Origin of the sequence: Streptomyces sp. NPDC048002 (assembly GCF_040653275.1) — a bacterium.
Taxonomy (GTDB): Bacteria; Actinomycetota; Actinomycetes; order Streptomycetales; family Streptomycetaceae; genus Streptomyces.
Window position 1 is genome coordinate 90,072 of the sequence record NZ_JBEZNL010000002.1, and the last position, 11,494, is coordinate 101,565.

10 protein-coding genes and 1 riboswitch are annotated in these 11,494 nt (G+C 70.9%); all 10 genes read right to left on the reverse strand.

The window, feature by feature from the left end; genetic code table 11:
* Window positions 1–72: 72 nt before the first annotated feature.
* Window positions 73–1,473, reverse strand: a complete 1,401-nt coding sequence (locus tag AB0E07_RS03430; RefSeq protein WP_362245928.1) for an NAD(P)/FAD-dependent oxidoreductase — start codon at window positions 1,471–1,473, stop codon at window positions 73–75.
* 443 nt (window positions 1,474–1,916) lie between these two features.
* Window positions 1,917–2,858 carry a Ppx/GppA phosphatase family protein gene (locus tag AB0E07_RS03435; protein WP_362245930.1) on the reverse strand — a complete coding sequence of 314 codons (942 nt, stop codon included), beginning with the start codon at window positions 2,856–2,858 and terminating at the stop codon, window positions 1,917–1,919.
* Complete coding sequence (locus AB0E07_RS03440) at window positions 2,855–3,457, reverse strand: DUF501 domain-containing protein (RefSeq protein ID WP_362245932.1); 603 nt, start codon at window positions 3,455–3,457, stop codon at window positions 2,855–2,857. Before AB0E07_RS03440 ends, AB0E07_RS03435 begins: the two co-directional genes overlap by 4 nt.
* 19 nt (window positions 3,458–3,476) lie before the next feature.
* Complete coding sequence (locus tag AB0E07_RS03445; RefSeq protein WP_362245934.1) at window positions 3,477–3,977, reverse strand: septum formation initiator family protein; 501 nt, start codon at window positions 3,975–3,977, stop codon at window positions 3,477–3,479.
* A gap of 110 nt (window positions 3,978–4,087) precedes the next feature.
* Entirely contained in the window at window positions 4,088–5,383 is a 1,296-nt protein-coding gene (gene eno, locus AB0E07_RS03450; RefSeq protein WP_362246804.1) for a phosphopyruvate hydratase, read from the reverse strand.
* 296 nt (window positions 5,384–5,679) lie between these two features.
* On the reverse strand, window positions 5,680–6,387 hold the full coding sequence (locus tag AB0E07_RS03455) for a transglycosylase family protein (protein ID WP_362245936.1): 708 nt from the start codon (window positions 6,385–6,387) through the stop codon (window positions 5,680–5,682).
* Between the two features lie 4 nt (window positions 6,388–6,391).
* Window positions 6,392–6,572, reverse strand: a riboswitch (cyclic di-AMP (ydaO/yuaA leader).
* A 196-nt stretch (window positions 6,573–6,768) separates the two neighbouring features.
* Entirely contained in the window at window positions 6,769–7,785 is a 1,017-nt protein-coding gene (locus AB0E07_RS03460) for a transglycosylase family protein (RefSeq protein WP_362245938.1), read from the reverse strand.
* A gap of 171 nt (window positions 7,786–7,956) precedes the next feature.
* Entirely contained in the window at window positions 7,957–9,378 is a 1,422-nt protein-coding gene (locus AB0E07_RS03465) for a cytochrome P450 (RefSeq protein ID WP_362245939.1), read from the reverse strand.
* A 285-nt stretch (window positions 9,379–9,663) separates the two neighbouring features.
* Window positions 9,664–10,650, reverse strand: coding sequence for a nucleoside triphosphate pyrophosphohydrolase (locus tag AB0E07_RS03470; protein ID WP_362245941.1), 987 nt, complete (start codon window positions 10,648–10,650; stop codon window positions 9,664–9,666).
* A 164-nt stretch (window positions 10,651–10,814) separates the two neighbouring features.
* Window positions 10,815–11,459, reverse strand: a complete 645-nt coding sequence (locus AB0E07_RS03475; protein ID WP_362245943.1) for a SurA N-terminal domain-containing protein — start codon at window positions 11,457–11,459, stop codon at window positions 10,815–10,817.
* Window positions 11,460–11,494 lie beyond the last annotated feature (35 nt).

Below are 11,494 nucleotides of genomic sequence, written 5' to 3' on the forward strand. Positions count from 1 at the left end.
CCGCGGGTACGCCGAAGGGCCTCCCGCACCACGGATGGCGGGAGGCCCTTCGGATGGATCGGTGACCGGTCGTCAGGAGGCCTTGGCCTTCTCCTCGGTCTTCTCCTCGGTCTTCGGCGCGGCGGCCGCGGGGGCCGGCGCCGGCTTGGCCGCCTCGTAGAACTCCTCGCGCGGGGACTCCAGCGCGCCGAGCGCCACGACCTCACGCTTGAGGAACATGCCGAGCGTCCAGTCGGCGAAGACGCGGATCTTGCGGTTCCACGTCGGCATCGCCAGGCCGTGGTAGCCGCGGTGCATGTACCACGCCAGCCGGCCCTTGAGCTTGATCTTCATCTTGCCCATGACGATCATCGCGACGCCCTTGTGGAGGCCGAGACCCGCGACGGCGCCCTTGTTGGCGTGGCTGTAGTCCTTCTGCGGGAAGCCCCGCATACCGGAGATCACGTTGTCGCCGAGGACCTTGGCCTGCCGCAGCGCGTGCTGCGCGTTCGGCGGGCACCAGGCGTTGGGGTTGCCGGCCTTCCGGCCGACCAGGTCCGGGACCTGGGCGTTGTCGCCCGCGGCCCAGATGTAGTCGGTGCCGGCGACCTGGAGCGTCGGCTCGCAGTCGACGTGACCGCGCGGGCCGAGCGGCAGACCGAAGCGGGACAGCGCCGGGTTCGGCTTCACACCGGCGGTCCAGACGATCGTGTTGGAGTCGACCTCCAACCCGTTCTTCAGCACGACGTGGCCGTCGACGCAGGAGTCCATCGAGGTGGAGAGGTAGATCTCCACACCGCGGCTCTCCAGGTGCTCCTTGCCGTACTGGCCGAGCTTGGGGCCCACCTCGGGGAGGATCTTGTCGGCCGCGTCGACGAGGACGAACCGCATGTCCTCGCGGGAGACGCTGGTGTAGTACTTGGCCGCGTCGCGGGCCATGTCCTCGACCTCGCCGATGGTCTCCGCGCCCGCGAAGCCACCACCGATGAAGACGAAGGTGAGCGCCTTGCGGCGGATCTCCTCGTCCGTGGTGGAGTCGGCCTTGTCCAGCTGCTCCAGCACGTGGTTGCGCAGGCCGATGGCCTCCTCGATGCCCTTCATGCCGATGCCCTGCTCGGCGAGGCCGGGGATCGGGAAGGTGCGGGAGACCGCGCCCATCGCGATGACCAGGTAGTCGAACGGCAGCTCGTACGCCTCGCCCACGAGCGGGGCGATCGTGGCGACCTTGCGGTCCTGGTCGATGGTGGTGACCCGGCCGGTGAGGACCTCCGCCTTGGGCAGCACTCGTCGCAGCGGGACGACGACGTGACGCGGGGAGATGTTGCCGGCGGCGGTTTCGGGGAGGAAGGGCTGGTAGGTCATGTACGACCGGGGGTCGACGACCGTGACGGTCGCCTCTCCGTAGCGCATCTTCTTGAGGATGCGCCGAGCTGCGTACAGGCCTACGTACCCACCGCCTACTACGAGGATCCTGGGACGCTCCGTGGTGCTCATGCCATCGAGTATCCACCCGCCCCAGGGGGGTCGCTCGTGCGCCCCTTCACAAGCATCCGCAGGGGGTGTGCTATCCTCCGCGGCCCGCGTGATCCAAGTCATGGCGGCGAGGGGGAACCACGGTGTAGTGCGGGCCGTTGTCAATGCCGCGTGAGCTGCCTCTCTGGCCGTTTCGAGGCTCCGTGAGGATCATGAAACACCCCCGCGCGAGACCTCTCCCGGAGACCCGCTTACACCCCTTCTGAACACGTTCAAGGGGGTGTTGGGACCCCGGAAGGGCCAACCGGGCCCCTTTCGCGCGCCAAGAGGGCCGAAATCCTTGTGAAGAACTTCACGAACTTTCTCGGCGGGGCGTCGAGGAGGGGCCCTCAAGGGCCCCTCGGAGACGCTCAGACGCTACATGACCTGCTCAGCCGAGGCTACTGGCCAGTAATAAAAGAGGGCTACGCCACCGACCACGCGATGCCGTCGAGGATGTCGTGCTCGCTCACGACGACCTCCTCCGCACCGATCCGCTCCATGATCGCCAGCAGCACGAGCGCGCCCGAGGCGATCACGTCGACCCGCCCCGGGTGCATGGACGGCACCGCCGCCCGCTCGGCGTGGGTGGAGCGCAGCAGCCACTCGGTGATCTCGCGGACCCGGTCGTGGGAGACCCGCGAGTGGTGGATGGCGGCCGAGTCGTACTCGGGCAGCTCCTGGGCGATGGCGGACACGGTGGTGACCGATCCGGCGAGCCCGACCAGGGTGTGCGCCTCGCGCAGGGGCACGGTCCGCTCGGCGAGGTCCAGGGCCGCCTCGATGTCGGCGCGCACCGCCGCGACCTGCTCCTCGGTGGGCGGGTCGGAGACGACACCGTCGCGCACCAGGTGCCGCTCGGTCATCCGGACGCAGCCGATGTCCACCGAGCGCGCCGCGCGGACGTGGTCGTCGCCGACCACGAACTCCGTGGACCCGCCGCCGATGTCCACGACCAGGAAGGGCCGCCGCAGCTCGGGGCGGCCCGTCAGCTCCCTGGTGGCGCCGGTGAAGGAGAACTCGGCCTCCTGGTCCCCGCTGATCACCTCCGGCTCGACACCGAGGATGCCGACGACCCCGCGCACGAAGTCCTCGCGGTTCTCGGCGTCCCGGGAGGCGGAGGTGGCCACGAAGCGGACGCGCTCGGCGCCGAGTTCCTTGATCACCTCGGCGTACTCGCGGCACGCGGCGAAGGTGCGCTCCAGCGCCTCGGGGGCGAGCCGCCCGGTGCGGTCGACGCCCTGGCCGAGCCGCACGATCGTCATCCGGCGGTCCAGTTCGACGAGTTCGCCCGTCGCGGGGTCGCAGTCGGCGACGAGCAGGCGGATGGAGTTGGTGCCGCAGTCGACGGCGGCGACCCGGGTCACTCGCCGTCCTTCTCGTCGAGGGGCTTGACGGCGAAGTGGCCGTCCTCGGTCGTCTCCGTCTGCCATCCCTCGCCGGTGGGCGGGCCGGCCGGGACCACGCACGCGCCCTTGCGCCACCACTCGGGCAGCATCGCGAGCGCCTCGTCGCCCAGCGGGTTCACCCCGGGGCCGGCGGCCAGCGAGTGCGCCACCAGCACGTGCAGGCACTTCACCCGGTCCGGCATGCCGCCCGCGCTCGGGAAGCCGGTCAGCTCCTCGATCTCGTCCCGGCGCCGGATGTAGTCCTCGTGCGCGGCGCGGTACGCGGCGGCCAGCTCCGGATCACTCTCCAGCCGGGCCGTCATCTCCTTCATCACCCCGTTGGCCTCCAGCGTCCCGATCGCGGACGCCGCCTTGGGGCAGGTCAGGTAGTACAGCGTCGGGAACGGCGTCCCGTCCGGCAGCCGCGGGGCCGTCTCCACCACGTCCGGCTGTCCGCACGGGCACCGGTGCGCGATGGCGCGCAGTCCGCGCGGCGGCCGGCCGAGCTGCTGCTTGAAGGCCTCGACGTCGGCGTCGGTCGGCTCGGTGCGCGGGGTGGTGGGCGGGGGCGTTTCCATCACAGTCTTTCGTCGTCTCTCATCTGTCGGTCCGCGGCTGGGTCTGTCGGTCCGCGGCGTCGGACTTGTCGACGCCGTCCCAGACGTTCGCGTACCAGGGGCGGTCGGCCGCGCCGAGGTCGGTGCGCGCCTGCTTCGCCGCGTCCGGATCCACCACGACGAACCCGGTCTCCCCCGGCATCACATAGTGCAGCCGGTCCCTGATCCGCTGCTCGGCGTACGCGTCGTCCTGCCAGCGTGCCTTGAGGTCCCGCAGCTCCTCCACCCGCTCCCGCGCCTGCCGCTTCTGGCGTTCCAGATCGGCGATCTCGGCGCGCTGGGCGACGTACTGCCTTATCGGGTAGGCGAGCGCCACGACCAGGGAGCAGACGACGAGGGCCAGCAGGGCGGCACGGCCGGTGAGGCGGGAACGGCGGGCCTGGCGCCGGGTCTGCGAACGGTAGACGCGGGCCGCCGTCTGCTCGCCGAGCAGACGGATCCTGGTCGTGGTGGAGAAGCGGTCCCGGTCCTTGACGGCCATCTCTCACTCCCGTTCACACACGCGCGTACGTCCCCGCACACGGTACGGGACCGGGTACGGGGACGTACGTACGACTGGCTAGGCCTTCAGCAGCTCAGCCCTTGCCGTGCTTACTGGTTCGCGGAGCGAAACCGCGGGAACGCCGAGCGGCCGGCGTACACCGCGGCGTCGTCGAGGATCTCCTCGATGCGCAGCAGCTGGTTGTACTTGGCGACGCGGTCCGAGCGGGCCGGGGCGCCGGTCTTGATCTGACCGCAGTTCACCGCGACGGCGAGGTCGGCGATGGTGACGTCCTCGGTCTCGCCGGAGCGGTGGGACATCATGCACTTGAAGCCGTTGCGCTGGGCCATCTCGACGGCGTCCAGGGTCTCGGTCAGCGAGCCGATCTGGTTGACCTTGACGAGCAGCGCGTTGGCGGAGCCCTCCTCGATACCGCGGGCGAGGCGCTCGGGGTTGGTGACGAAGAGGTCGTCGCCGACGATCTGGACCTTGTCGCCCAGCTGGTCGGTGATGATCTTCCAGCCGGCCCAGTCGTCCTCGAACAGCGGGTCCTCGATGGAGACGAGCGGGTACGCCTCGACGAGCTCGGCGTAGTACTCCGTCATCTCGGCGGCGGAGCGCTCCTTGCCCTCGAAGGTGTAGACGCCGTCCTTGTAGAACTCGGAGGCGGCGACGTCGAGGGCGAGGGCGATCTGCTCGCCGGGGGTGTAACCGGCCTCCTTGATGGCCTCGATGATGAGGTCCAGGGCGGCGCGGTTGGACTCCAGGTTCGGGGCGAAGCCGCCCTCGTCGCCGAGGCCGGTGGACAGGCCCTTGGTCTTCAGCACCTTCTTGAGGGTGTGGTAGACCTCGGCGCCCCAGCGCAGGGCCTCGGAGAAGGACTCCGCGCCGATCGGGGCGATCATGAACTCCTGGATGTCCACGTTGGAGTCGGCGTGCGAGCCGCCGTTCAGGATGTTCATCATCGGCACCGGCAGCAGGTGCGCGTTGGGGCCGCCCAGGTAGCGGAAGAGCGGCAGGTCGCTGGCCTCGGAGGCGGCGTGGGCGACGGCGAGCGAGACGCCGAGGATGGCGTTGGCGCCGAGCGAGCCCTTGTTGTCGGTGGCGTCCAGGTCGAACATGGCCTGGTCGATCAGGCGCTGCTCGGTGGCGTCGTAGCCGACCAGCTCCGGGCCGATCTGCTCGATGACCGCGAGGACGGCTTTCTCGACACCCTTGCCGAGGTAGCGGTTCGGGTCACCGTCGCGCAGCTCGATGGCCTCGAAGGCACCGGTGGAGGCGCCGGACGGAACGGCGGCACGACCCGTGCTGCCGTCGTCGAGGCCGACCTCGACCTCGACGGTGGGGTTGCCTCGCGAGTCGAGGATTTCCCGGGCTACGACGACGTCGATGGACGGCACGAGCATCTCCTTCATGGGATGTGACGCTGGAAGTGCGGGGCACGTGAGCCTTGCGACTAGAGCCTAACCGCCCCGGGGACGTAGGCCAGCCGACCGACCGTCCCGTGGACAAGGACAGACGGTACCCATTGTTTCCCGCCGGAACAAAGGGGCGGTGAACGACGGGAAAAGAAAAACCCCGCCCCGGTGCGTACGGGGGAACACGCACCGGGGCGGGGAGCCCGTGGGGACGGGGGGTGGTCCGCACGGGGCCCCCAGTATGGAGGCCGCCGATAGGAGGACCCTGTGATTCGGCTACGGGATCACTTGAGGTGCAGCTGCTGACCGGGGTAGATCAGGTCGGCGTCCTCGACGATGTCCTTGTTCAGCTTGAAGAGCTTGGCCCAGCCGCCCTTGACGTCGTTCTCCTCGGCGATGGTGCTGAGGGTGTCGCCCTTGACGACCTTGTACTCGCCGTCACCCTTCTTGACCTTCTTGCCGGTCGGGGTGGTGACGGTCTTCTGGGTCTTCTTGGCGGCCGGACGCTCGGTCGAGCGCGAGGCGGTCTGCTGCTCGGTGGAGCGCGTGGCGGTCTCGGTGGAGCCGCCGGTGGAGTTCTCGGTGGAGTTCTCGGTGGTGGTGGAGCCGCCGTCGTACGCGGCGCTCGACAGGCCGACACCGCAGCTCGGCCAGGCACCCTTGCCCTGACCGGCGAGAACCTTCTCGGCGATCTCGATCTGCTGCGCCTTGCTCGCCTGGTCGGCGGTGGAGGCGTACTGCGTGCCGCCGTACGCGGCCCAGGTGGACGCGGAGAACTGGAGGCCGCCGTAGTAGCCGTTGCCCGTGTTGATGGACCAGTTGCCGCCGGACTCGCACTGGGCGACGGCGTCCCACTCGGAGGCGGTGGCGGCGGAGGCGTTGCCGGCCACCATGAGCGGGGCGGCGACGGCCGCGCCGGTCACACCGGCGATGGCGATGGCGCGAGTGGCCTTGGACGGACGACGGTGCTTGCCCTTGCCGGAAAACAGCATGGATCGATCCCCTCACCGACGCCTGCGAGGTGAGCTGTCGGGTTCGGGCCGGTTGAGTTGCCCGGCCGCGCGGCCTGTCGGTCGCACGGCTCCACCCCAAGCCGGATCCGGTGTCGAGTCACCTCAACCGCCGGTCCCGGCGCTTACCTTGGGTCCCCCGCTCCTGCCTACGGCGCATGATGCGACGACTGTTCCCGTACGGCCACCGGCAGGATTCGGCGTGCGGCAGTCGGGGCCCGCTGCTGCGAGCGGTCACGACCGTAGGCAGGCGATCCGCGGAATTTCAAAGACGATCAGGGCTTCTGAGACTCATCCCACACTTTCACCAAAGCGGACATTCGGCGCGAAGTGTGACGCGAACTGCCCCTGCTTTTCGACCGGTTAGTCCCGTACTTCGAGGGTCTGACCGGGAGTGATGCGGCTGGGGTCGGGACCGATGGCCGACTCGTTGGCCGCGTACAGCCCGCGCCATCCGCCGTCGAGGTCAAGGGAGTCGGCGATGCTCGCCAGGGTGTCGCCGGCCCGGACGACATACGTATCGTCCGCCCCGCGCTCGTCCGCGGGCTGGCCCCGATGGCGGCCGGCCCCGGTGTCGACGAGAGCGGAATCGCCCCCGACCCAGAGGATGCTGTCCGAATTGTCCAGCCCGGATATTCCTGTGAACAGGCTGTCGACCTCGCGCGAGGGGTCACTCTGGGAGGAGTCCGACGAACCGGACGAGCCGGGCGCGCCCTTCGACTTCCCGGACTCGGAAGCCCGCGCCGACTCGGTGGACTTGTCCGCCTTTGACGGCTTCTCCGACGTGGCCGAATCCGACGCCTCGTCCGACGCCTCGTCCGACGCCCCCGGGGTGGCGGACGCCTCGGAACCGGAATCGTCGCTGCCGGAGTCGGAGGGCGACTCGGAGGCGCCACCGCCGATGGCGTCCAGCAGACCGGACGAACTGGACGAGTTGGATGATTCGGAGGAGTCGGATGAATTGCCGTCCTCTTCCAGGCCCGTGTCGATTCCGACCGAACCGGACTCCGCGTCAAGGCCGGAGAGCGGACCGCAGGTCGGCCAGGCGGCCAGCCCCTGGTCGGCGAGGATGCGCTCGGCGACGGCTATCTGCTGGGAGCGGCTGGCCCGGTCCGGGCTGGCCGCGTACGCCTTGCCCCCGTACTCCTCCCAGTTCTCCTGGGTGACCTGGAGGCCGCCGTAGTAGCCGTTGCCGCTGTCCTCGCTCCAGGAGCCGCCGCTCTCGCACTCCGCGACCCTGTCCCAGGTGGTTCCCTCCGCCGCGCTGGCGCCCGTGGCGCCGAGCAGCGGGATGGCGATGGCGGAGCCGGTCACCCCGGCCGCGACGATGAGTGCCGGAGCCTGGCGGGGGCGACGGTGTCGACCGTTCCCGGAGAGCATGCGAGAGCCTTTCGCAGAACAGCAGGGACCGGCGCGGTACTCGTGGGGGCGAGGCGCCGCGCTGACGAGTGAACGTATAGGCAGACGATCACTTGTCACAAGTCGATGCCGCACAGATCACGTGAAGATCACAGACTTGAGGGTGTGTCACATTGACCGGGGTGCGACCGGTCAGTCGCGGGGCGTGAACTCGACCGGCAAAGTGCGTAGTCCGCGCATGATGAGGCCGCCGCGCCAGCGCAGGTCGGCCGGTTCGGCGCCGAGCCGGAGGTCGGGCAGCCGGGTGAGGAGGGTGGCCAGCGCGGTCTGGCCCTCCAGCCGGGCCAGCGGGGCGCCCAGGCAGTAGTGGATGCCGTGGCCGTACCCGAGGTGCTGGTTGTCGCGGCGGGAGAGGTCGAGGGTGTCCGGGTCCGCGAACCGCGCCGGGTCCCGGTCCGCGGCGGCGAGCACCACCAGCACCGGGTCGCCCGCGGCGATCTCCTGGCCGCCGAGGGCGAGCGGCCGGGTGGCGAAGCGCCAGGTGGCGAGCTCCACGGGGCCGTCGTAGCGCAGGAGTTCCTCCACGCCGGTTTCGAGCAGACCGGTCTCCCCCGCGGCGAGCGAGCGCTGGAGGCGGGCCCGCTGCTCGGGGTGGGTGAGCAGGGCGAAGGTGCCGTTGCCGATCAGGTTGACCGTGGTCTCGAAGCCCGCGAAGAGCAGGATGAAGGCCATCGCGGCGGCCTCGTTCTCGGTGAGGTGCTCCCCGTGGTCGGAGGCGCGGATCAGACCGGAGATCAGGTCCTCGCCGGGCACGGGCTCGGCGGGCAGGGCCTCGCGCTTGCGGTGGATCAGCTCGGCGAGGTAGCCGCGCATCTTCTTCACCGACCGGGCGACCCCGCCGCGGGGGCCGCCCTGGTGACGGATCATCATGCCGGCCCAGTCCCGGAAGTCGTCCTGGTCCTCGCGGGGGACGCCGAGCAGGTCGCAGATCGCGTGGATGGGCAGCGGGAAGGCGAACTCGTGGATGAGGTCCGCGCTGCCCTTCGCCGCGAACTCGTCGATCAGCCGATCGGTCAGTTCCTGCACCCGCGGGGCGAACTCGGCCACCCGGCGGGGCGTGAACGCCTTGCTGACCAAGCGCCGCAGCCGGGTGTGGTCCGGCGGGTCGATGTTGAGCAGATGCGTCATCAGCTCCGCCTTGCGCTCACCGGGGATACCGGTCTTGCCCTTGGCATGGGCGGGCTCGGCGTGGTGCTCGGGGTTCTTGCTGAGCCGCTGGTCGGCGAGGGCCTGCTTGGCGTCGTCGTACCGGGTGACCAACCACGCCTCCACCCCGCTGGGCAGCGTGGTCCGGTGCACCGGCGCGTGCTCCCGCAGCCAGGCGTAGGCGGGATACGGATCGGCGGCGAACTCCCAGGTGAAGAGGTCGGGGGCGGGGGCGGGAGCGGGAGCTTCGGCGGCGGGGGCGGGAGCTTCGGCGGCCGAAGGCGGTACGGGAGCGCCAACGGAGGGCGCCGCTACGGGACAGCCGGCGAAAGGCGGGGTGGAGGAGCCGACGGAGGGCTGCGCGGACGAGCCTGCGGAATGCGGTGCGGGGGTGGGGTGGTCGGTCACTCCTCGACGGTATCGGGCGGGGTGGCGGGGGTCGCTGCGGCGGGGGGCGGGTGCCGGGGCACCGCGGAGGCGGGCGCCGTCTAGGTGGAGGGGCGGGTGCCGGGGGCCATCGCTGAGGCCGGGTTCGCCTAGGTGGGGGGCGGGTGCCGGGAGCCACCGTGGAGGGGTGGACGTCTGGCGGTCCGGTGGCTGGGCGAGGGCGGCGCAGAGGCGGCCGGCGGGGGGCGTCGGTGGGGCGGCGGTGGGGGCGTCAGTGGGGCGGCGGTGGGGGCGTCAGTGGGGCGGCTAGCTCTTCAGGCCCTCCGCGGTCCGGACCGCGTCGCGGTAGGCGCGGCCCGCCGCGCGCAGGGCCGCCTCGGGGTCGACGCCCTCCGCCTCGGCGCGGACCGCGAGGGCGAGGAGGTCGTAGCCGATGCCCTCCGCCGCCGGCAGGGGTACGTCCAGGCCGGCGGTTCTGACGCGGGACGCCAGCTTCGAGGCGAGGGCGAGGCCCGGCTGGCCGAGGGGGATGCCGTCGGTCACCGACTCCCGCCGCTTCTCCTGCGCCTTGGTGCGCAGCCAGTGCTCCTTGACCTCCTCGGGGGTGGTGGCCGTCTCCTCGCCGAAGACATGCGGGTGGCGGTGGATCAGCTTGGCGACGATGGTGCCCGCGACATCGTCGACGGAGAAGGGCGCGTCGGGGTCCTCCTCGGCGATGCGCGCGTGGAACACGACCTGGAGCAGCACGTCACCCAGTTCCTCGCGCAGTTCGTCCCGGTCGCCCTCCTCGATCGCCTCGACGAGTTCGTACGCCTCCTCGATGCCGTACTTGGCCAGGCCCTTGTGGGTCTGCTGGGAGGACCAGGGGCACTCGACGCGGATGCGGTCCATGACCTGGACGAGGTCGAGCAGCCGGGCGCCCGGCAGGTCGTAGGAGGCGGGGAGCAGCTCCAGCTCGGGCATGTCGACCCGGCCTGAGCCGGCCAGCCGGGCGAGGCCGTCGGTGAGCGCCGGTTCGCCCTCGCCGGTCGCCACGACCACGACGGTGCGGCCGCCGGCGCAGGTGTCGACCAGCTCCTGGGCGGTCGGGGCCGCCTCGGCCACCCGTATCCCCGCCTCCCGCAGATACGGCAGCTGCGGGTGGGCGCCGTCCGCGCACAGCACGCTGTCGGCGGCGTGCAGGGCCTGCCAGGCGGGCCAGGACAGCAGACCGGGTGCCACCCGGTGGCTGGTGGTGAGCAGGACGATCCGGCCGGTGGCGGACGGGGCGGCTTCGGGGCTGGTGGTGTTCACGGTTCGAAGCTAACGCACGGCGCCGACGGGCCGACCGAGTTGTCCACAGCCCGGGGCGCGCGGTGTGATCGTAGGACCGCACACGGCTGCCACGCAGTTTCCGGCTACCTCGGCTCCTGCCACCCCGTCTCCCGCCACCCCGTCTCCCGCCACCCCGTCTCCCGCTAAGCCGTCTCCTGCGACCCCGCCGCCGTCACCTCGCGCACCCACGGCGTCTTGGCGTCCACCCGGCTGCTCTTCTGCACGTCCCAGGTGCCGTAGCGCGGGTTGAGGTCGATGTCGAGCTTCTTCGACGCCTCGGACAGCGCCTGCCAGAACTCGGGCTGCGAGGTGTCCGTGCCGAGCTTCGCGGCGAGCTTCTGCGCCTCCAGCTGGAGCCGGAGGTTCTCCTCCAGGCGCTGCGGGGGGACGCCGTACTCCTGGAGCCAGACCGTCTCCAGCGCCTCCGCACCGCCGGCCTGCTGTTCCAGGCCGCTGCGCATGGACTGGATCTCCTTGCGGCTGACGGTGACGCCCGCGTCCTCGGCGGCCTGGTGCAGCACCCGGTCCAGGACCATGCCGTGCAGGGTGTCGCGGGTGAGGCTGCCGGTCCGGGCCACGCTCTGGGCGTACTGGGCCTCGTCCGACACGGCCGCGCGCTGGGCCTCGCGCACCTCGTTCACCCTGTTCTCCAGCTGGGAGACGGTGATCCGCTGGTCGCCGACGACGGCTGCCGCGCCAGGATGCGCATCGTTTCCGCAGGCGGTCAGGAGGGGCGCCGCCGCGATGGCGGCGGAGAGGAGGAGCGCGGTGCGACGGCGGCGGTGCAAGGAAACCTCCCGAGGAGATTGTGCGACGGTGCACA

Excerpts from the sequence above, each read along its gene's own strand:
- AB0E07_RS03460 (WP_362245938.1), bottom strand. The coding sequence starts at position 7,785 with ATGCTCTCCGGGAACGGTCGACACCGTCGCCCCCGCCAGGCTCCGGCA.
- AB0E07_RS03445 (WP_362245934.1), bottom strand. The coding sequence starts at position 3,977 with ATGGCCGTCAAGGACCGGGACCGCTTCTCCACCACGACCAGGATCCGT.
- eno (WP_362246804.1), bottom strand. The coding sequence starts at position 5,383 with ATGCTCGTGCCGTCCATCGACGTCGTCGTAGCCCGGGAAATCCTCGAC.
- AB0E07_RS03455 (WP_362245936.1), bottom strand. The coding sequence starts at position 6,387 with ATGCTGTTTTCCGGCAAGGGCAAGCACCGTCGTCCGTCCAAGGCCACT.
- AB0E07_RS03440 (WP_362245932.1), bottom strand. The coding sequence starts at position 3,457 with ATGGAAACGCCCCCGCCCACCACCCCGCGCACCGAGCCGACCGACGCC.
- AB0E07_RS03430 (WP_362245928.1), bottom strand. The coding sequence starts at position 1,473 with ATGAGCACCACGGAGCGTCCCAGGATCCTCGTAGTAGGCGGTGGGTAC.